18 protein-coding genes are annotated in these 20,832 nt (G+C 60.1%); 10 read left to right on the forward strand and 8 right to left on the reverse strand.

The annotated features are described in order from the left end of the window. Positions 1 to 73 precede the first annotated feature (73 nt). On the forward strand, positions 74 to 1,528 hold the full coding sequence (locus tag JIN81_RS03560; protein WP_200276421.1) for an ammonium transporter: 1,455 nt from the start codon (positions 74 to 76) through the stop codon (positions 1,526 to 1,528). Here the strand turns inward: JIN81_RS03560 and gluQRS are convergent. Continuing rightward, complete coding sequence (gene gluQRS, locus JIN81_RS03565) at positions 1,498 to 2,343, reverse strand: tRNA glutamyl-Q(34) synthetase GluQRS (RefSeq protein ID WP_325100839.1); 846 nt, start codon at positions 2,341 to 2,343, stop codon at positions 1,498 to 1,500. The two genes, JIN81_RS03560 and gluQRS, sit on opposite strands and share 31 nt — an antisense overlap. Positions 2,344 to 2,418: 75 nt before the next feature. Between gluQRS and JIN81_RS03570 the strand changes: the two genes are divergently transcribed. Beyond that, positions 2,419 to 3,933 carry a phytoene desaturase family protein gene (locus JIN81_RS03570; protein ID WP_200276423.1) on the forward strand — a complete coding sequence of 505 codons (1,515 nt, stop codon included), beginning with the start codon at positions 2,419 to 2,421 and terminating at the stop codon, positions 3,931 to 3,933. Between the two features lie 16 nt (positions 3,934 to 3,949). On the opposite strand, the gene JIN81_RS03575 is transcribed toward JIN81_RS03570, so the two are convergent. Continuing rightward, the gene (locus JIN81_RS03575; RefSeq protein WP_200276425.1) at positions 3,950 to 5,353 is read right to left on the reverse strand and encodes an aldehyde dehydrogenase family protein; all 1,404 of its coding nucleotides are present in this window, start codon (positions 5,351 to 5,353) and stop codon (positions 3,950 to 3,952) included. Positions 5,354 to 5,406: 53 nt separating this feature from the next. Between JIN81_RS03575 and JIN81_RS03580 the strand changes: the two genes are divergently transcribed. The 5 genes from JIN81_RS03580 to JIN81_RS03600 are packed head-to-tail and all read left to right on the forward strand — an operon-like array spanning position 5,407 to position 10,185. Further along, a complete protein-coding gene (locus JIN81_RS03580) occupies positions 5,407 to 6,915 on the forward strand; it encodes a phytoene desaturase family protein (protein WP_200276427.1) in 1,509 nt (502 codons plus the stop codon). Then, positions 6,912 to 8,018: a glycosyltransferase family 2 protein gene (locus JIN81_RS03585; protein ID WP_200276430.1), complete on the forward strand. Its 1,107-nt coding sequence runs from the start codon at positions 6,912 to 6,914 to the stop codon at positions 8,016 to 8,018. The genes JIN81_RS03580 and JIN81_RS03585 overlap by 4 nt, the downstream gene beginning before the upstream one ends. Next, positions 8,008 to 8,499 carry a glycosyl-4,4'-diaponeurosporenoate acyltransferase CrtO family protein gene (locus JIN81_RS03590; RefSeq protein ID WP_200276433.1) on the forward strand — a complete coding sequence of 164 codons (492 nt, stop codon included), beginning with the start codon at positions 8,008 to 8,010 and terminating at the stop codon, positions 8,497 to 8,499. Before JIN81_RS03585 ends, JIN81_RS03590 begins: the two co-directional genes overlap by 11 nt. A gap of 14 nt (positions 8,500 to 8,513) precedes the next feature. Then, a complete protein-coding gene (locus JIN81_RS03595; protein ID WP_200276435.1) occupies positions 8,514 to 9,104 on the forward strand; it encodes a hypothetical protein in 591 nt (196 codons plus the stop codon). Positions 9,105 to 9,147: 43 nt separating this feature from the next. After that, positions 9,148 to 10,185, forward strand: coding sequence for a lysylphosphatidylglycerol synthase transmembrane domain-containing protein (locus JIN81_RS03600; RefSeq protein WP_200276437.1), 1,038 nt, complete (start codon positions 9,148 to 9,150; stop codon positions 10,183 to 10,185). 35 nt (positions 10,186 to 10,220) lie between these two features. Here JIN81_RS03600 and JIN81_RS03605 read toward each other — a convergent pair whose 3' ends face one another. Both JIN81_RS03605 and JIN81_RS03610 read right to left on the reverse strand, forming a co-directional pair. Then, positions 10,221 to 11,081 carry an FAD:protein FMN transferase gene (locus JIN81_RS03605; RefSeq protein ID WP_200276439.1) on the reverse strand — a complete coding sequence of 287 codons (861 nt, stop codon included), beginning with the start codon at positions 11,079 to 11,081 and terminating at the stop codon, positions 10,221 to 10,223. A 2-nt stretch (positions 11,082 to 11,083) separates the two neighbouring features. After that, a complete protein-coding gene (locus tag JIN81_RS03610) occupies positions 11,084 to 12,580 on the reverse strand; it encodes a flippase activity-associated protein Agl23 (protein WP_200276441.1) in 1,497 nt (498 codons plus the stop codon). Positions 12,581 to 12,615: 35 nt separating this feature from the next. On the opposite strand from JIN81_RS03610, the gene JIN81_RS03615 reads away from it, so the two are divergent. Continuing rightward, the gene (locus JIN81_RS03615; protein ID WP_234044436.1) at positions 12,616 to 13,383 is read left to right on the forward strand and encodes a glycosyltransferase family protein; all 768 of its coding nucleotides are present in this window, start codon (positions 12,616 to 12,618) and stop codon (positions 13,381 to 13,383) included. A 105-nt stretch (positions 13,384 to 13,488) separates the two neighbouring features. Here JIN81_RS03615 and JIN81_RS03620 read toward each other — a convergent pair whose 3' ends face one another. From JIN81_RS03620 to JIN81_RS03635, 4 genes are all read right to left on the reverse strand, one after another. Then, the gene (locus tag JIN81_RS03620; RefSeq protein ID WP_200276445.1) at positions 13,489 to 14,190 is read right to left on the reverse strand and encodes a discoidin/SUN/FTP domain-containing protein; all 702 of its coding nucleotides are present in this window, start codon (positions 14,188 to 14,190) and stop codon (positions 13,489 to 13,491) included. Next, on the reverse strand, positions 14,187 to 15,545 hold the full coding sequence (locus tag JIN81_RS03625; protein WP_200276932.1) for a Gfo/Idh/MocA family oxidoreductase: 1,359 nt from the start codon (positions 15,543 to 15,545) through the stop codon (positions 14,187 to 14,189). The genes JIN81_RS03620 and JIN81_RS03625 overlap by 4 nt, the downstream gene beginning before the upstream one ends. Positions 15,546 to 15,567: 22 nt before the next feature. Then, positions 15,568 to 16,095 (reverse strand): hypothetical protein, encoded by a 528-nt coding sequence (locus JIN81_RS03630; RefSeq protein ID WP_200276446.1) that lies wholly within the window; start codon positions 16,093 to 16,095, stop codon positions 15,568 to 15,570. 292 nt (positions 16,096 to 16,387) lie between these two features. After that, positions 16,388 to 17,341, reverse strand: coding sequence for a dihydrodipicolinate synthase family protein (locus tag JIN81_RS03635; protein WP_200276447.1), 954 nt, complete (start codon positions 17,339 to 17,341; stop codon positions 16,388 to 16,390). 252 nt (positions 17,342 to 17,593) lie between these two features. On the opposite strand from JIN81_RS03635, the gene JIN81_RS03640 reads away from it, so the two are divergent. Further along, a complete protein-coding gene (locus tag JIN81_RS03640) occupies positions 17,594 to 18,943 on the forward strand; it encodes an MFS transporter (protein ID WP_200276449.1) in 1,350 nt (449 codons plus the stop codon). A gap of 11 nt (positions 18,944 to 18,954) precedes the next feature. After that, entirely contained in the window at positions 18,955 to 20,829 is a 1,875-nt protein-coding gene (locus tag JIN81_RS03645) for an alpha-amylase family glycosyl hydrolase (RefSeq protein WP_200276451.1), read from the forward strand. Positions 20,830 to 20,832 lie beyond the last annotated feature (3 nt).

The following is a 20,832-nucleotide window of genomic DNA, read 5'->3' on the forward strand; positions in this document are numbered from 1 at the left end:
TGTCGGGAGGAAGGTTCTCGCTGATCTCAGGCGGTGCTTGTGGTTTCGAAAGCGTTCACCATGGTGGCACCTGATGTCTGCTGTCCGTCTCATTCATCGGATCGTCTCCGCGCTGTTCGCGGTCATGGCTGTGGTGCTGGTTCTGTTCTTCGCTTCCAAGGCTTTCCGCTCCGTTCCCGAGGTCGAAGGTGTGAACTATGGCTGGGGCGATGTGGTAGAATCCGTCCCTGAGGCAACCGAGCCTGCGGAGTATGCCGATGTGGACTACACCGAAGCTGGGGAGGAGATGCTCGGCGAATTCGTCGCCGACAATGGATTCGTGGCCAGCACCGGCGTGCAGATGCTCGTCGGCCTGTTGGGGCTCGGCTTGATGTATACCGCGCTTGCCCGGAGAGAAAGTGGGCGATGGGCCCTGCTGCATCTTTTGGCGATGTCAGGAGTGGTGATCTTCGCGTTCTGGCTGTTTGGCTTCAATGTCGCCTACCCGGGGGACTTCATGTTTGGTGGATTGCTTCCAGCGGGCCCTGTGGGTCCCCTGATGGATGACCTGGCTGAGGATCCGTTCAGCTATGGCATGAGCTTCACCATCTGGACCGACTTTTTTTATCAGAGCCTCTATGCCGTGTTGGCCGGAGCACTGGTGCTGAGCCTGTGTGCAGGTCGCTACCGGACGCCCACCATCATGCTGGCCTCCATCGTGGTGGCGGCATTCGGCTTTCCCCTGACGACTTCGTGGTTGTGGGGTGGCGGATGGCTTTCCTCGATCGACGCGCGGGACTTCGCGGGCAGCGCGATGGTGCATCTCCTCGCCGGCGGGGCGGCCTTTGCCCTCGTTGTGCTCGCGAGGGTGTGCCCTCCTGCAGGCCCCGGATTCCACCCTCTACCTGGATCACGAAGGGCGATCACCGGAGTCTGGAAGTTTTCAAACATGGAGTTGGCGCTCTACCTCGTCGGTGCCTTGCTCTTCCTCGTCCTGATCGTCGGCGTGAATGCCGGGTCGGTCTTGTCGAACGATGCGCCGGTGGTGGCGGCGGTGCTGAATTCCACGGTCTGTGCGGTCGGGGGTGGTGCGCTTACTGCTGGACTGGTGTCGCTGGTGCTGGCGGCGCGCCCACGGGTCGTGATTCTGGTGATCGGCGCTCTGTCGGGCTGGGCGGCGGTTTGTGCGCCTGCGGATTCGATCGACGCCGGACAAGCCCTCCTTCTTGGGGCGGTGGCCGGCGGGTTGGGTGCCTCTCTTTTGTATGCGATGGATCGCCTTGGAATGGATGATCCGTTTGGCGTGGTCGCAATCTCCTTCGTGGGTGGAGGCGTCGGCATGATCTCCCTCGGAGTCTTCGCTGACGATGCGACGGTCATCGCCCAACTGCTCGCGGCTGGTAGTATCAGCTCGATGGGGGTTGCACTGGGGGGCAGCATCGGGTTGATCGCTTGGCTTGCCCGTGTGCTGTGTGAGCCGCCCGAGATGGAACTGCCCGACGTGACCGTGCCATCGGGTCAGCCGAGCGGTGAGGCGGGCAGCATTTGAAGGACTTCCGGCGCCGTCATGCCTTGGGCTCGCAACTCTTGAATCGAGCGCGGTTGGTCGCGTTTGGCCAAGCGCTTGCCGTCCGGGCCAAGGACCAAGGGGTGGTGGAGGTAGGCCGGGGCGGGCAGGTCGAGCAGGACTTGGAGAGTCCGGTGGATGTGTGTGGCCTGGAGGAGGTCCTCGCCGCGGGTGACGTGAGTGATTTCGTCACGGGCGTCGTCGAGCGTCACCGCGAGGTGATAGGAAGTGCCGATGTCCTTCCGTGCGAGGATGACATCGCCGTGGAGCAGCGGGTCGACGTGAAATGAACCATGGATGAAGTCATCGAAGTGGGCCGCGCCTACAAGCTCTGCCGCCTTTTCGCAATCGAGTCGCCACGCGGGGGTGGCTCCGGAGGCAAGTCTTTCGTTCCGCTGAGCTTCGCTCAAGCCTTTGCAAGTGCCGGGGTAAAGCGCTCCATCCGGCCCGTGGGGCGCCGAAGTGAGTTGGGCAAGTTCGGCTTCGATTTCCCGCCTGGTGCAGAAGCACGGATAGATCAGGTGGCGTGACTCGAGCTCCTCGAGTGCCCGGCGGTAGGCTGGGGTACGTTCCAGCTGCGCGGGCAATTCTCCGGCTGGAAGCAGCCCGAGGAAGCGGAGGTCATCCCGGCAGGCATCGTAATAGTGAGGTCGGACGCGGGTATGATCGATGTCCTCGAATCGGAGGAGAAAGTCGCCGGAATGGCGCTTCGCCAGATCGAAAGCGACTTTTGCGGCGTAGGCGTGGCCGAGGTGGAGGTAACCGGTCGGGCTGGGTGCGAAGCGGGTGCGAATCACTGTGATTGTTCGGGAATCGCAAATTTTGTTTAGCGCTACAAGCGACTTGGTCTAAGAATGAGGCAAAGGAACAGCATGAAATCGAAACGAGTGGTGATTGTAGGGGCTGGGCCCGGTGGTTTAACGGCGGGAATGATTCTCGCCAGTCGGGGTCTGGACGTGACGATCGTCGAGAAGCAGGACCGCGTCGGAGGACGGAACGCAGAACTCAAGGTTGGCGACTTCTCGTTTGATACGGGACCGACCTTTCTGCACCAGAAATTCACCCTCGACGAGGTGTTTGCGGAGGCCGGCCGCAAGCCCGAGGACTACATGGAACTCGTCCAGCTTGATCCGATGACTCGGCTCACCTGGGGGGATGTGTCGATGGAGACCACGTGCGACCTCGAAAAGATGGCGTCCAACATGGAGGCCGCGTTCCCGGGCAGCAGCGAGGGTTACAGGCGCTTCATGGACGACCACGCGTCGAAGCTGAAGGCGATCTTCCCGTGCCTGCAGCGGCCCTATCACAAGCTCGGTTCCTTCCTCAGCAGCAGCCTCGTGAAGGCCGTGCCGTATGTGGCGACCGCCAAGTCCGTCGTGGACGTGCTGGAGGACTATTTTCCGGATGATCGGCTCAAGCTGGCATTCACCTTCCAAGCGAAATATCTCGGCATGTCCCCGTGGAAGTGCCCGGCTCTCTTCAGCATTCTGTCTTACTTGGAGTATCGCTACGGCATCTACCACGTGCAGGGTGGTCTGTGCAAAATCTCCGACGGCATGGCCGAGGTCTTCAAGGAGCATGGCGGAACGCTGAGGTTGAATTGCCCGGTGAAGGAACTGCGCTTCGACGGCTCGCGGGTCTCCGGCGTCCTGTTGGAAGATGGCGAGTTGCTTGAGTGCGACGATGCGATCGTGAATGCCGACTATGCCCATGCCATGAGCAACATGATGAATGGCAGGTCCCAACCCGCCGCCCAGTTGGGCAAGAAGAAGTATTCCTGCTCCACCTTCATGCTCTACCTCGGTCTGGACAAGATCTACGAGGACGAGGCGCACCACCACATCATCTTCGCGGATGACTACCACCAGAATGTGGCCGACATCCAGGGTGAGCGGGTGGTTTCCGACGACATGTCGGTTTACATCCGGAACTCAAGCATCACGGATCCGCTGGTGGCCCCGGAGGGCCAATCCGGCCTCTACATTCTGGTTCCCACCATCAATTGTCGCCATGGACACGACTGGGAGGAAACCAAGCAGATTTACCGCGACAAGGTCCTGGACCGGATCGAGGCGCGGACCGGGATGAAGGATCTGCGCGAGCACATCATCGAAGAGCGGATCATCACGCCGGATGGGTGGAGGGATCAACTCGATGTCTTCATGGGAGCGACCTTCAACCTCGCCCACACGCTCGATCAGATGCTCTACCTGCGCCCTCACAACCGGATGAAGGGCTACGAGAACCTTTACCTTGTGGGTGGTGGCACGCATCCGGGAAGTGGCCTCCCAACGATCTACGAGAGTGGTCGTATTTCTTCCAATCTCCTGTGTGACAGCCGTAGAGTTGCCTACGACCGGGTGGATCTGGCGTCCGAATACCTTTAATGGGTTCGGCGCCGTCCTACTTCAGGAATTTTCTCAGAGTATTGAGGATATCTCCGTAGGGAGGTCGGGCCTCAAACGGGTCAGGAAATGAGAATCGGCGGGTTACCGGGCGTTCCGCGGTGAATGTCTCGAAGCTGGCTCGTCCGCGGTATCGACCGTGCCCGCTGGCGCCCACGCCACCGAATGGGAGGTCCAGATTGATGGCCTGTTTCATGACGTCATTGACGCACACCGATCCGGATGGGATCCGATCAATCGCCTCCTGAATGAACTTTTCACTGTCGGAGAACAAATAGAGAGCGAGTGGGGAGGGCAATTGGCGGAGCTGCTCGAGGCATGCCGACCGGTCCGGGTAGGGAACGATGGGGAGGAGCGGGCCGAAGACTTCCTCCTTCATGCAGGGTGCTTCCCAATCGACGACTGCCCAACGGGGAGCCATCCGAAGTTGGTCGGGGTCATCCTCGCCAATCTGTCTGGCGTCATGGGGAATGAGCCCCTGGAGGCGGTCCCAATGCGAGGCATTCGGCAGGTTGGCCAACTCGGGTGGACCGCTGCCATAGGATTGGTCGATCGCACTCTCGAGCTTCGATGAGAATTCGTGGAGAAGGAAGTCCGGGACCATGACGAAGTCGGGGGCCACACAGGTCTGGCCGGCATTGAAAAACTTGGCCGCCACGATGCGCTTCACCGCCAGATCGAGGTCGCAACTCCAGTCGATGAAAGCCGGGCATTTCCCGCCGAGCTCGAGGACGCAGGGAGCGAGTTCGCGGGCTGCCGCTTGTGCCACCAAGCGCCCGACCTTCTCGCCGCCGGTGTAGAAGTAGTGGTCGAATTTCTGTTCGAGCAGGGCCTGCCCGGTATCCGCGCCCCCGGTCACCACCGTGGCCAAGCTGGGGCTGACCGCCTCGGCGATCAGTTCGGCGAGGAGCTTGGAGGTGGCAGGTGAGGCCTCGGCAGGTTTAATGACGACACAGTTGCCTGCCGCGATAGCACCAATGGCCGGACTGAGGGCGAGTTGGAGCGGGTAGTTCCATGGCGCGACGACCAGGACCACGCCCAAGGGATCCCGCCGGACTTCGCTTCGGGCGGGGAGCAGGAAGATGGGGTGTTTGGCCCGCCGGGGTTTCATCCAGCCGGAGAGCTTGCGAAGCAACAGTCGGAGTTCCTGCTTCACGAAATAGATTTCAGACAACCACCCTTCGACGTGCGGTTTCCCGAGGTCCTCGGCCAAGGCCGCGATAAATTCGTCCTCCCGTCGCTCCAGACCGCTCAAAATCGCCTTCAGGGCATCCTTTCTTGCGGCGAGTGGATTGGTTTCTCCTTTCTCAAAGTGCCGACGCTGTGCATGAATGATTTCCTGAATTTGCGACGTCGAGAAAGGGTCGGTGATCTCATCTCCTCGTTTGCAAAGTTCGGACATGGGTCGACTCTAGCACATCAATGATTTTTGGCACCACCAGGTGCCCCCATATTATGGACACTTCGAAAGGCAAGGTAGTGGTGGTTGGCAGCGGACTGGGAGGATTGTCGGCAGCGATTTCGCTCCGGGCCGAAGGCTACGAAGTCGAAATCCTCGAGAAAAACGAGCGGATCGGGGGAAAGCTCAACGTTCGGGAGATGGAAGGATTCTCGTTCGATCTTGGACCCTCGATCTTCACGCTTCCCCAGATTTTCCGGGATTTGTTCGAGAGGGCTGGCAAGAGGATGGAGGACTACCTTGAGCTCCAACCCGTCACGCCCCATTGGCGGAACGTGTTCGAGGACGGCAAGGTGATCGATCTCTATCAGGAGCCGGACCGGATGCGGGCAGAGCTCGACAAGTTGGATGGAGATGCCGAGGACCATTGGAAGGACTTCCAAGGGTTTCTGGACTACGCCCGTGGCCAGTATGAAATGGTCGACCGGGGCTACTTTGCCGAGGGTCTCGACAACACCTGGGAGATGATCCGGTTCTATGGGTTCTTCGGTCTCGGCCGCGGGATGGACTGGAAGAATACGATGTCCGGGTCGATCGAGCAGCATTTCCGGAGTGAGCACATGCGGCGGATCTTCGAGTATTTCATCAAGTATGTGGGGTCATCGGCGCTCGATGCGCCGGGCTACATGAACATGATGCCGATCATCCAGTTCGACTACGGACTGTGGTATGTGAGAGACGGCATGTACAACCTGGCGAAAGGCCTCGGAAAGCTTCTCGATGACCTTGGAATCCCGGTGCGTCTCGACACCCACGTCCGTGAGATCTCCAAAGAAGGAAGCAAGGTGACCGGCGTGGTTCTGGATGGAGGTGTCCGGGTTCCTGCGGATTTCGTGGTTTGCAACATGGAGGTGATTCCCGCTTATAAGCATCTGCTGAACGAGTCACCGCGTTTTCTGAAGAAGCTCGAGCGCTTCAAGCCTGCCTGCTCGGGTCTGGTCATTCACCTTGGAACTGACCGGGTGTATCCGGAATTGGCCCACCACAATTTCTTCTTCTCGAAGGATCAGAAGAAGCACTTCAACACCGTGTTCCAGAAAGGACAGCTGCCTGATGATCCGACGATCTACCTCGTGGCCCCGACCCGGACGGATCCCTCCAAGGCTCCCGAGGGATGCGACAACATCAAGATCCTGCCCCACATCCCGCCGATCGATCCCGAGAACCCCCTGACTCACGAGGACTATCTGGGTCTCCGGGAGCGGGTTCTCGACAAGTTGGAGCGGATGGGGCTCACCGATTTGCGCAAGCATACCGTGGTGGAGGACATGCTCACCCCGCTCGACATCGAGAGCATGTATCTCTCCAACCAAGGGTCGATCTACGGGGTGGTCAGCGACTGGAAGCGGAACCGCGCCTTCAAGGCACCCAAGCAGAGCAAGAAGTACCGCAACCTGTTCTTCACTGGAGGGAGCGTGAATCCCGGCGGTGGAATGCCGATGGCGGTGCTTTGCGGTCAGAAGGTGAGTGACCGGCTGGTCAAATACGCGGGTAGTGTGCGGTGACGGACGCAACGGGCATTGTGGCATGGATCGGGGCGGCGCTCGCAGTCGTTTCGATGGCCTTGCTTTTCGCCAGATTGCGTCGTTTGCCGCGGCAAGACACAGCGTCGGGTGAACTGCCGCGTGTCTCGATTGTCATTCCCGCACGGGACGAGGAGCAGAACCTGTCCCGGCTTCTGCCATCCCTCGGGCGGCAGACGGTGCCGCCCCATGAGGTGATCGTGGTGGATGACCAGTCCTCGGACGGGACGGCCGAAATGGTCCAGACTCATGGCGCGCGATTGATCCGGGGGCGAGAGCTGCGATCAGGGTGGTATGGGAAGCCCTGGGCTTGTCATCAGGGGGTCGAAGCTTCGACCGGGGACTGGCTGTTGTTCCTCGACGCGGATGTGGAACTGGAGGCCGACGCCCTCGAGCGGCTTCTTTCGGCCGCAGCAGCAGAGCCCGGTGCGGTATTTTCGGTCTGCCCGTGGCATCGTATCGAGCGTGCTTATGAAGAGCTGTCGGTATTCTTCAATCTTCTCATGGTTGGTGGGATCGGTGCCTTCACGTGGCGTGGTGATCAGGCGACGGGGATCGGTCTGTTTGGTCAGACATTTCTGGTTTCAAGGAAACGCTATGGTGAACTGGGTGGCCATGAGGCGGTGAAGCAGACGGTTCTGGAGAACCTGAAGTTGGCCAAGAAGTGTGAGGAACTGGGTATTCCCCGGAGATGTTTCGTCGGACGCGGGAGCATCTCGATGCGGATGTTTCCCGGCGGATACCGTGAAATGGTGGAGAGCTGGGCGAAGGGCTTCAGTTCCGGCGCGGCTCTGGCATCGCCTGCAGCCCTGCTGCTGGCCTCCCTGTGGTTGACGGGATTGATGATGGTGACCGTGTGCGTGTTCCTTCTGGTGGTCTGGGACGCTCGCGTGATGGTGGGGGCGGCCTATCTCGCGGTGGCCATCCCAACGGCCATTCTCTTCCGGCAGGTCGGACGTTTCTCGGTCGTGAACGCGTTGTTGTTCCCGGTCAGTCTGCTGTTCTATCAGGGCCTGTTTGCCGTTGCTGTGATGAGGAAACGCAAGAAGGTGTCAACTTCGTGGAAGGGCCGCCATGTGGATTGATCTCCCCATGCTCTGGATCGGGCTGCTGAACGGCTTGGGAATCCCTGCTGCCCATCTCGGAGTGTCATGGATCTTCACGCGCATGCCCTTGGCGTGGTTCCATCCCTCATGGTTTCCCTTCGCGGCTTTTCCCGGAGAGACTCGGGGACTCTATGATCGTCTTTTCCGGGTCAAATCGTGGAAAGGCGCCATCCCGGATGCTGGTCCATGGTTCGGGGGATTTGCGAAGAAGCGGCTGCGCAGCTCGGACCGGGAATTTACCGAGCGATTTGTTGCGGAGACTTGCCGCAGTGAAGCTGCCCACTGGGTCCAGTGCCTGGTGATCATTGGGTTTGTCGTGTGGACACCGATGCCATGGGCATGGGTGATCCTTGCCTATGCGCCACTGTCCAACCTCCCGTGCATTGTCCTTCAGCGGCAGAATCGGCTCCGGCTCGCCGGGATTCTGAGGCGGCTGGAAGGGGACAAAGCATCCTCTTGATCAATTCGAGATTCATGGGAAGCTTGGCTGTGATTTTCAAGTGGATGGTCATTTTCCTGCTCGCTGCAGGTGGATTGCGGGCCGACGACGTGTCGGACTACCGCGAGTGGCATGAGAAGTGTCTGGCCACCGATGATGCGAAGGTCATCGACGGCTACATCGGGAGATTTCAGGCCAGATTCGATGCTGACCCGTCAGACCAGCTGGCCAAAGTCTATCTGGGGTCGGCCTATACCCTGCGATCAGCGGCCAGCGGTTGGGGACCGAAGAAGCTGGAGTATCTGAAGAAGGGCGGACGCCTGATGGATGAGGCCGCCGGTGCCGCCTGGCACAACCCGAGGGTGAGGTTCCTTCGCGGTGCGAATGGCTACAAGGTGCCGAAGCGCTTCAACCGTCGGCCGGTCGCGGTCGAGGACTTCACCTACCTGATGCCCATCGCCATCAAGGGGGGGCATGGCTTGAAGCTCCGTGAGCGACAGGCGATGCTCTATTACGCATGGAGGACTTTTGATGAAGAAGGGCACAAGGAAATGGCGACTCAAGCCCGGACTCATTGCCACCAGCTCGATCCTTCATCGTGGTATGGGAAAGAGGCAGGCAAGTAGTTGATGCTGAATTCCCACACGAGCCCAGTCGTCCTGAATCACCATGAGTGAGACCACCAAGCGGCGTGGCCTTTCCCAGTGGCTCGGCATCGTGGTGGTGCTGGGCCTGCTTGCCCTGCTATTGCGGCATGTGGAGTGGGATGCTGTCCGGGCCAGCTTCTCCAAGGTCGATCTGAGGTTCATCCCGGTTCTGGTTTTCCTGGTGGCCCTCAATTTTCTGATCAGGAGCTGGCGTTGGAGGTATCTGCTCGTCGGAGGTGAATCGATGTCGTTCCGGTCTCTGGTGGATGCCACCACGGCGGGTTTCATGGCGTCCTTTCTTCTACCGTTTCGTGCCGGGGAAGTCGCCCGTCCGTGGGTGCTCACCCGCTGGGAGTCGATCAGTTTTGGCTCGGCGGCCGCAAGCATCGTGGTTGAGCGGGTCATCGATGCCCTCGTCATCATCGGGGTCCTGTCGATTGCGGCTGAGTGGATCGTCGATGCCCCCGACTGGCTTGGTGCCGGGACCAGGGTTCTGGGTCTGATTGCCTTGGTCGGTTTGGCGATGATGCTGATGGCCTACTTCTTCAGTCGGACCTTTTCGAAGCTGGGGCGGAGGATGATTCGGGTGTTCTTGTTTCCCCGGTTCCTGTCGGGACTGCGGAATGCGCTCTATCAACTGATGGATGGGTTCCTCGACGGGCTGAAGGCCATCTCAAGCGGTCGGCAGTTGTGGATCGTGATGATCACCTCGCTGGCCTTGTGGCTGGAAATGGCCGTTTTCTATCAGGTGTGTCTGTGGACCCTCGGCCTCCAGCTCAGCCCGCTGGCGGGTATCATGGTGATGGTGTTGGTTGCCCTTGCGATTGCGGCCCCAGGACCGCCGGGTTTCCTCGGGACGTTTCAGATCGGGTGTCTGGCTGCCCTCGGACTGTTTGGGGTAAACCGTGAGATGGGCCTTTCGTATGCCGTGGTTGCCCACGTGGTCCAAGCCGCCTGCATCATTCCTGCAGGTCTATGGATTCTGCATGCCCGTGGCCTGAAGCTTCGCGACTCGGTTCGATCGGCCCGTATGGCTCAGTCGGATCCTGGAGATGCTTGAAGAGCCAGGGCCTCAATCAGAATGCGGCGATTCACTCATTGCCCGACCTCGGACCAGGCCCTGATTCCTGCGGCATCCTCGACGTAAAGGGAATCGGGCTGATCGTTGCCCAGTTCCCGAATCTGTTCGGGAGTCATCAGCATGATCGCGGTTGACCAGGCGTCGGCAGCCGTCGCCGATGGGTCGATCAGCCAAACACGGGTGAACGGCCACGCTTCATCGGTGCGGAGGTCTCCGTCGGGGTGGACGATGTGGCTTCCCTGAATCCCGATGCCTGACGCACTCAGGGCGGCTTGTTTCAATCCGATCCGGATCGATGCGTGGTCACCGGTGAGATCGACAGGCCAAGCGACCGGTCCGTGTGCGAGTTGGGTGCTGGCACCTGCCGAGATCAATGCCGATTCGATTTCCCAGTCGATCAGGATCCGATGAAGGCGATCGAGTGCGAATCCCTTTCCGATCCCTCCAAAGTCGATCTGTCGCCCCGGTGACTGGCATTCGATGAAGGGTCGATCGGGCGCGATGATCAGGCTTCCTTCGATCGGCGGTGCGGCTCCTTCTTCACCCGACTTCACGTGCTCGATCTGAGCTCCGAGTGTGATGTCGAAAAGGCCGCCCGTCTGCTGGTGGAGTTCGAGAGATCGGCGCAGACATTCGTAGCAGGCTTCCGAAACAAAGAGCGAGTCACCGGACCTCATCGAGTTGATGCGCGAGACATCGCTATCTTCGACGAATCGGCTCAGCTGCGATTCCAGCCGATCGAGTTCCTCGAAACAGAAGCGAGAGACGTCGTGAAGATGTTTCGCGTCCTGCCCGGGGAAACGAAGGTGGTAGGTCGTGTTCATCGCCTCATGGGAGAAGTGAACACACTTGGGAAGAGGAGGGAGTTCGCTCATGCTCAATCGGTCGATAGGGCCGCTTCCCAGAAGTCCTCACGGACCCAGACCGTCATCGGGGTGTCCGTGCGCAGTCCCCTGGGGATCGGGACATGGCTTTCGCTCAAGTCGGCGGTCAGATCACCGGTTGAAAAGACAAGCGGAAGCCGTTCCAGACTCGGGGGAGCTTCCGCCCAGTATCCGACTTTTTCATACCGACGCAGATACCACGGCAGAGGCCAGTATTCCGAGCCGATCACCCCGACAGGCTCCAGAGTCAATTCGGGGACGGCGGCGTCGAGTGAATCCAACCATGGCTTGAGGGTTTCGATGTCGTCGCTGGTGGGAACGTAGGCGTATGGATTCCGCTCGTCGGATGCGAGACGGCCGGTGGCTTGTCGGGATTGGATGAACTGGATGCTCATGACCGTCGCGAGCACGACGAGGATGATGGCTTTCTGTCGCTTCGACCGGGTGGCGAGCGTCGTGCCGAGAAAGCCTGCCAGAAGACAAACATGCACCCATGGAACGACCATGAGCCACGGTGTCTTGTAAGCGATGAGGCTGTAGATCAGGAAGTGGAAGAGCGCCGAGAGGGCAAGGAACTGGATCGCAAGCCGGCTTGGTCGGTTCAGGGTCGTAGAGATGCAGCTCACAACGAGGGCGGCCCCGGCGAGAAGCAGCAGTGAGGTTTCAAACCACCATGTTCCCGCCAGCTCGCGGGGTTGAAGCATGAGCTGGAAGTAGTAGGCGAATGGCTTGTCGTGCCCTTCCACCACTTCGTAGATGAAGTAGGTGCGTACCGAATCCACAGCACCCTTCCAGTAGGTGAACCCGTTGGTGTAGAAAATGAGTGCGACGAGGATGCCCAGACCCATCGCGATCAGGGCCGGGCGCGCTTGCTGCTTGATCATCTCGAGAGGGAGGATGCGGTCAGCCCGGCGCAAGCTGAGAAGGTAGAGAAGTCCTCCGACTGCGCCCCAGGCAAGGAGGCTGATCACGAAGGTCTCCTTGGTCGCGAACATCAGGCCGATCCAGATTCCCGCCGGCCACCACCGTTTCGCGGAGGCGACCTGGAACAAGGCAAGTGCTCCGAAGAGGGCGAGGATCATCTCATGGATGAACATCCGGCTGTAGTAGACGAGAAGCGGCGAGCTTGCCAAAGCCAGTCCTGCCAACAGCATGGCGGGATCTCCGAAGCGTTTTCGGCCAAGAATGGGAATGAGGACGAGAAGACAGCCGGCCAAGGCGGGGACGAGTCGCAGCGCGGCTTTTTCCAATTCCGCCCAGCGTGACATGCCATGGAGTCTGGCGCTCACCATCGCGGCCCCGCTGAGTGTCGGACCATGATAGTGAACGGGGTCGAATACGTAGTTGTTGGACTCTAGACGCTGTGCGGTGATGCGTGCGCCCGTGGCTTCGTCCGCGTGGAATGGGCGGGACCCGAGGTCGTCGAAACGCAGGAAGACGCCGGTGAGAAGAACCCCCAGCCAGCAGATGATCAGGATTGATCTTTTCATCGGTGGAATCCCTGTTTGGTTGAAAGCCTCAATTGATGGCGCACGTTCGAGCAACCATGGGCAATGAGCTGGAGGAGGCAACCACGATTCTGGTCACTCCAGTTTGGAAGGACTCGGCGCGGTTGGCGCGCTTCGGTCGTGAACTTGCCGAAGCGCTTGCGGAGCGTCGGTCGGATGTGGCGTGGATCATCGCCGACGATGGTTCGGGAGATGCGGAAGTCGCGAGGCTGGGGGAATTGCGGGATGAGTTCGCCAGGGTTTACCCGGCGGTGACGGTCCACGCTGCTGCGGCGCATTACGGAAAAGGTTCGGTGGTCAAGGAGGCGTGGGGGCTGAAGAATGAAGCGGATTGGCTCGCCTTCGTCGATGCCGACGGGAGTGTCGGGGCGGATGACATGCTGGACTTGATTGAAAAGGCGCGTCGATCCGGTCGCTCGACGATTGCGATTCGAAAGAATACCGAAGAGACGCGCGTGGAGGAGGATGTCTTGCGGTGGATCCGGCACCATGGCTTCCTGCTGGCTTGTCGATTGATTCTGGGCGTTCGTTCGGAGGATACCCAGTGTGGAGCGAAGGTTCTGCGGGGGGAAGACTTTCGGGAGATCCGTGATCGACTGGTCGAGCCGGGCTTGGCGTTTGATGCCGAACTCCTGGCTGAGATGACGGCAGCGGGGCTGTCGTGGGATGAATGCCCGGTGAACTGGGTGCGGAAAGGAGGCAGTCGGGTCACCGCATTTGCTGATGCGTGGCAGATGCTTCGGGCCCTATTCAGGATCCGGTCGCGATTGGGCCTGCCGGGATAGTGGTGTGCATGGCAGTCGGGGGGGCCTTTCGGCGGTGTTGGAACGAAAAAGGCCGAATCCCGTTGGGGATCCGGCCAGATGGATGGATTCGGTGACCGGGAAGGATCAGCCGGCCTTTCCGTAGACTTCCACTTCGATGTAGTGGTTCATGTCGTTGGAGGTGTTGCCGTTGCTGTAGAGGCGAACGTAGCGGCCCTTGGCGGACTTGCCATCGATGATCTTACCGTAGCGGGTCTCGACGTAGGGCTGGTCGGAACCTTTGCCCATCTTGGCGGAGTCATCGTAATCGTTGTTGAAGACGGTGGTGACCCCTTCCTTGAATTCAGCGTCGTCCGAAATCTGGATGATCACGTCGTGGTAGGCACGCTTTTGGGAGTGGAAGTGCCACAGCCAGATGGCATTGATCTCAGCACTCTTTTCCAGGTCGATCTGCACCCACTGGAGTCCGTCGAGAAGCTCGACGAAGTAGCCTTCACCGGCTTCCTTGTCACCGTCGGTAAGGAGGGTGAGGTCGCCGATGATCGGGTAGTCGTCCGAGCTGGTGGCCGGCTTGCCGGCAGACAGCAGCTCGGTGCCTTCAGGAACGAGGAACTCGGGGGCCTTCTTCGGCTCGGGTTCGAGGTTCGGCACTTTCATGGGCTTCGGAGTTCCCTCAATGAGTTCAGGAGGCAGCTCACTCATGAGCGGAACACCGCCAGGAGTGCCGCCCGAAGCAGGCGCGGTGGAGGTGGTTCCTTCTTCTTTCTTCCCGCAACTGGCGAGTGCCAGAGACAGGCCGAGCAGGCTGAGCATGGTTGTGTTCTTCATACGGAGAGTTGTTCTTTGGTGAATTCGATTCTTTCTTTCTGCAAGGCAGAGGGGTTGACGTAGAAAATCGGGGCTTCGCTTTCGAAGGCGTGACGTGCGTCGCAGTTCAAGCTCGCTTCGCCACGGACCGCGGCGAAGAAGTTCTCGAGGTGCGGCTGGTGGGCCGGCTTGTTGAATCCGCCTGGAAGGTCGTATTCCTCCGGTGCAGCCGATTCATAGGCTGCCACGGCATCGGCGGAGGGAGCGGGCTTCGGTGGGGCCGGCTTGCGCTTGAGGTAGCCCTTGTCGACGAGTCCGTCCCATGATGGGGCTCCATCTTCCCGATAGATGGCGGAAGTCGATGCGATTTCCGAGGTTTTGATGGTGGCCTCGGTTCCCATGAAGCTTTCCCAGAATCCGCCGCCGCTGCTGGTGGTGGTGAGCACCTGATAGAAGGCCCGGACTCCACCTTGCGGGGTGTCGTAGTCGAAGATGGCCATCACGTTGTCGAAGTGCTCGCGCTCGGTGAAGTAGTCATTGCCCCCCGACGCGAAGACCGAGGTGGGCTGGACGCCGAGGAACCAGTTGAAGATGTCGATCTGGTGGGCACCGAGGTCGGAGATGGGCCCGCCGGAGAGATCACGGTAGAGGCGCCAGTTGAGATACTCGTGCATGTCCTTGAAGCCATAGCGGTTCAAGGTTTCGTCCGGGACGATGATGCTCTTTGCGAGTTTCTTGCCACCGATGTCCTGGGAAGCACCCAGTGAGCGGTTCCACTGGGCGTTGGCGTTGACGATCTGACCGCAGATCTTCTTGCCATTGATGAGTTGCTCATAGGTGTAGCGGTAGCGCGGGTTGCTACGACGCTGGTGGCCGATCTGGCAAAGCTTGCCGGATTTCTCTGCCGCCACGACCATGGCGCGGGCGCCTTCGATCGTGTTCGACATCATTTTCTCGCAGTAGACGTGGAGGCCGGCTTCGAGACACTTCACGGTGTGGGGTGAGTGCCAGAAATCCGGGGTGGCGATGACGGCGGCATCGAGGCCCTTTTCCGTGGCAAGCATTTCGTCGATGTCCTCGTAGCCTTTCGGCAACTCGCCCTGCACGGCACGGACCTGGCCCATGCCCTTCTTGCGGCTGTAGTTCGAGATGTCGCAGACGGCCTGGAAATGGAGGCCGGGAATGTTCTTGAGGCAGTTGAAGAGGACTTCGCCTTGCTTGCCGAAACCGACGAGGGCGATGTGGATGGCGTCCCTCTTGTCGGCATTGTTCGCCGAGAGAATGCTGGGCGCGCCGAGAACCAGTCCTGCGCCGGCGGCACCGGTCGTCCGCGTGAGGAAGCTCCGACGATTGAGGGGTGTGGGTAAATCGCTCATGACAGAATCAATTTGGTATGGATTACCATTTTTTCAACAGGCAGAGCTTGTTGTGGCGGGAAAGCTGCAGGGCGAACACGATGAGGATCATGTGGGCTGCGAGCCAAGCGACGCCGGCGTTTCCGGGCTCACCCAGCAGGATGAGACCCCAGGTGAGGCTGACGTAAAGGGCACCAAGGAGGAAGAGTGCGGTGCGGCTGGCGATACCCAGAAGGATGGCGAAGCCGAGGATCAGCAGGGCGGGGCCGAGGATCATGTCGTAGAACTTGAGGAAGAACCCTGGAATCAGTGGTTCGCCTGCGAACTTCTCGTAGAGGGCGGCGGGGACTCCGTGGTAGTTGCTCAGCGAGTAGGCCTTCTCGGCGGAGCTGGCAGTGAGATCGTAGTCGTTGGGAGCTCCGTCGATATTGACGACCTGTTCTGAGCTGACTTTCCCGGCGAACTTCTCGACACCGGTCTGGATGGCCCGGACGGCAAGCCAGAGACGGGTCAACCAGGCAGCGTAGGTGAGGGCGAGGGTGTCAGGTTTTGAGTCGGTGTCTGAGTTCATGGAAGTGGCGTTCTAGTGAAGCAAGATGGCCCGAATGACAAGGGATTCCGCGTTCGTCCCGGTCATGGAACCTTCGCTGAATCTCGTCAGATCGTGGCAATTTGAAGTGCGGGGGAGCTACGCCTGACAAGGCAGACGACTTTCACTGGTGTCGAAGCGTATTTGCGTGACACATGAACGTGCCGATGAAACCCAAGGCATTCATGGCGAATGACTTGGGTGGATTTCGGAAATCAGGCGGGCTTGAGCAATGATGATTTTCGCCAAGCCTGTGAGAGCAAAAGCGAAGAAATCACCGGGCTCCGGGCCACTGGGACCACCAGTCTCGGAACAAGCGCCACTGGCTGTGGAGGTGCGATTTCTGGCTCGGAGAGAGTGTGTCAGTCGAGTTGATCTGGTGCTCGTACCCCGGCTTCCCTTCGAGGGTCATGAGTTCCTTGTAGTAGAGCACGAGGTCCGGGCCTTCGTCGAACGTCGAGAGGGTGGAAAGGGCTTCTTCCAACTGTGCCGCATAGATGCGCGCCTGTGGGTCGCCTGCCGCAGCGGCCTGGCAAAGCTCGACGTAGCGGAGGATCTCGGTGGGCAGGGCGTTGCCGACGCCGGTGATGGCACCGCCTGCGCCACAGAAGAGGAAGCCGTGATACACCTGGGTATCCACGCCGACCATGAGGGTCAGGTCCGGGTCGCCACTGGTGATGTGCTCGGCGGCGTAGCTGAGTGAGTCCGCGCCACCGAATTCCTTGAATCCGATCAGGGATGGGAACTCCGAGCGCAGGTCGAAGAACAGGTCGGCCTTGGTTTCGAAACCGTAGTAAGGGCTGTTGTAAATCACGGCAGGGAGATCGCCTCCGGCTTCGAGAATGGCGGCGAAGTGGTTGCGCTGGGCCGCCGGGGATGATCCGCGGGAGAGGACGCGGGGGATGACCATGAGGCCATCGGCTCCGACTTCCTTGGCGTGGGCGGCGTGGGCCGCGGCGATCTTGGTATTCTGGGCACCGGTGCCGACTACGACGGGCACTCCGGCCTCGACCAAGCGACGGACGCCTTCCATGCGCTGTTCGTCGGTCAGGAGCGGCCAGTCTCCCATGGATCCGCAATAGACGACGGCACGCATGCCGGCCTCGATGAGTTCCTTGCCGGTGGCGACGAGGGTGTCGTAGTCGATTTCGCCGTCGGCGCTGCAGGGCGTCATGAGGGCGGGGATGCACCCTTGGAAGATGTTGTCGGCTTTGGATGGAGCGGTCATATGGAGAAGTCGATGAAGATGGGTCAGGGGGTTCGGGCCGAGGATGCGACCCGAACGTGAGTCTCGGGGAGTCTACACAGCTTGGGGTCGGCGTATTGCCGAATCCGAAAGCGCAGGGTTTCGGATTCGCACACCCAGGAAAGCTCTAAACCGTGGCGGCCGGAGTGCCATTGTCTAACCAGAATGACCCGAATTATGGCTGCCGGAATGCGTGACGGTGTGCCATGCTGCGTGGTCCATCACTGAGAACCCATGAATCAAAAACCGCAGCTTTCGTTTTGGCAGATATGGAACATGTCGTTCGGATTCCTCGGGATCCAGTTCGGGATGGGCCTGCAGATGGCGAACATGTCCGCCATTTTTTCGTTTCTCGACGCCAAGGAGGAGGACTTGTCCCTGCTGTGGATCGCCGCTCCACTGACGGGGCTGATCGTCCAGCCGATCGTCGGCTACATGAGTGACCGGACGTGGACGGGGCTCGGGCGGCGGCGACCGTATTTCCTCGTCGGGGCGATTCTCGCCAGTCTGGCCCTGGTGGCGATGCCGCATTCATCCGCGTTGTGGATGGCGGTCGGATTGCTTTGGGTGCTGGATGCGTCGCTGAATATCACGATGGAGCCGTTTCGCGCTTTCGTGGCTGACAAGCTTCCTGAATCCCAAAGGTCCACCGGATTCTCGGTGCAGAGTCTGCTGATCGGGCTTGGTGCGGTGGTTGCCTCGGCGCTGCCATGGATGCTCACGAACTGGTTCGGCGTGGCAGGAGGAAGCACGGATGGCGGAGCCATCCCCCAGGCGGTGATGATTTCCTTCCACGTCGGAGCGGTGGCTCTGTTCGTGGCGGTGGTCTACACGATCCTGACGACCAAGGAGTATCCGCCGGAGGACATGGAGGAGTTCCGCAGGATGAAGCAGGAGAGCCGGGGAATCGGTGGCTTTTTTGTCGAATTGGTCAGCGGTTTGAAATCCATGCCTCCGACGATGAAGCAGCTGGCTCTGGTGCAGTTCTTCAGCTGGATCGCGCTCTTCTGCATGTGGGTGTTCTGGGCGCCGGCGATTGGACGTCACGTCTTTGGGGGTGATCCTTCCGATGAAGGGGCATGGAAAGTCGTCATGGAGGAGGCCGGCGCGTGGACCGGTGTGTGTTTCGCGGTCTACAATCTCGTCTGCGTGGTGTTTTCATTCGTGCTGCTCGGGCTCTCGCGAAAGGTTTCGCCGCGGATGATCCACCTTGGCTGTCTGTTGGTGGGGGCGGTCGGCTTGTTTGCCGCGAAGATCATCGACGACCAGAACATGCTGCTTCTGAGCATGGTGGGTGTCGGGATCGCCTGGGCTTCGATCCTATCCATGCCCTACGCGATCCTTTCCTCGGCCCTGCCAGCCGGCAAAATGGGCTTCTACATGGGGGTGTTCAATTTCTTCATCGTCATCCCTCAGGTGCTGGTTTCGCTGACGATGGGAAAGCTGGTCGGCACCTTGTTCGGTGGAGATTCGATGATGGCGATCATGGTGGCCGGAGCGTGCTGGGTGCTGGCGGCTCTCGCGATGCTGCGCGTCGACAAACCCGGGGCCATCGCAGCTCCCATCGCTCCCGGCGGCCACTGAGCCATCTGCTGATGAAAAAGATGAATTGGCAATTCCCGCTCGTGGCCGCATGGATGGCCGCAATGAGTCTAGCTGAGACAGTTGCTGCGGCACCAAGACCCGTCGTCTATCAGGTCCTTCCTCGCTTGTTCGGGAATGCCAATGAGACGCGGAAGCTCAATGGCTCGATCGAGGAGAATGGCTGCGGCAAGTTCTCCGATTTCAACGAACGGTCTCTGAAGGAGATCGGAGCGATGGGCTTCACGCACCTCTGGTTGACCGGAGTGCTGGAGCAGGCCAGTGCGACGGCGTATCCGGGACGCCCGGCCGACCCCGCGGACATCCTGAAGGGCAAGGCGGGAAGCCCTTACGCAATCCGGGATTACTTCGATGTGTGTCCCGATTACGCGGATGATCCAGCGAAACGTCTCGAGGAGTTCCAGACGCTGCTCAAGCGGTGTAAGGAGCACGGCATCAAGGTGGTGATCGATTTCGTGCCCAATCACGTGGCGCGCAGCTACGCGTCGGATGTGCGGCCGGAGATGAGCTTCGGGAATGACGACCGGACCGACGTGTTCTTCGCGCCGGACAACAACTTCTTCTACGTCCAGTCGGGGCAGGCGGCGGGATCTCGTCCTCTCACGCTGCCCACCGCGGGGATGCCGGGGTGCACCGGCCGCTTCGCCCCCGAGACGGATTTCGTCCGTGTGACAGGGAACAACGCGATCACATTCTCGCCGGGCTTGGGGGACTGGTATGAGACAGTGAAGCTGAACTACGGCCACGATTTCACCCAAGGAAGGGACACGAGCCACTTGCCGGGCATCGAGGCCCGGGCGGAGGAGGTTCCGGATACCTGGCGGAAGATGGATGCGGTTTTCGCCCATTGGCAAGGGATGGGCGTGGCGGGGTTCCGGGTGGACATGGCGCACATGGTGCCGATGGAATTCTGGAAGTGGATGATCTCCCGGGCTCGTGAGCGTGATGAGGGTGTCTTCATCTTCGGTGAGGCCTACGACAATGACCCGGCGAAGCTGACCGACGGCAATGTGCTCGATGCCCTGCTTGATGCCGGGTTCGACGCGGTTTACGACGATCCGGTCTACGACATCTGCATGGGCCTCTACGACGATTTCGCCGGTGGCTACAAGTGGGCGAACGATCTGGATGAACTGACGTTCACCGGCCGTCGTTTCCACCAATCGCTGCGCTACGCGGAGAATCACGATGAAGTCCGGCTGGCGACGACCCATGAATGGGGCGGACTGGGGATGGATGTCGGTCGCCCGGTCACCGCGGTGATGTTTGGCATGGGGCGCGGACCGCTGATGATCTACCACGGGCAGGAAGTCGGTGAACCCGCGCTCGGGCCGGAAGGGTTCGGAGGCGACGATGGCCGGACTTCGATCTTCGACTACTGGAGCATGCCGGAGTTCCAGAAATGGACGAATGATGGGCGCTACGACGGAGGTGGATTGTCTGCCGAGCAAAAAGCATTACGGGCCTGGTATGCCCGCTTGCTGCGCGTGGTGCAGGAGCCAGCCTTCACCAAGGGCGAGTTCTACGGCTTGAATCATGCGAACAAGGAGAACCCGGATTTCGGACGCATGGATGGCGAGGAGGTCAGCGGCCACTGGTTGTATGCCTTCATGAGGCGGGACGAGGCCTCCGGTCAGGCTTTCCTGGTGGTCGCGAATTTCCATGCGCAAGCCACTCTCGACGGGGTGGGCATTCGTTTGCCCAAGCATGCGCAGGAGTGGCTGGGCGGAGGTTCAACCGAGCTTCATTTCCGCGACCAGCTGGGTTCCGGCTGGCAGGGGAAGGCCGTGTGCAAGGACCTTCACGAAGAAGGAATCAAGCTGCCGCCGATGGCGCCACTGAGTGCACTGATGCTTGAGATCCGCTGACCT

It is taken from the genome of Haloferula rosea, from assembly GCF_016595525.1.
Classification (GTDB): domain Bacteria; phylum Verrucomicrobiota; class Verrucomicrobiia; order Verrucomicrobiales; family Akkermansiaceae; genus Haloferula; species Haloferula rosea.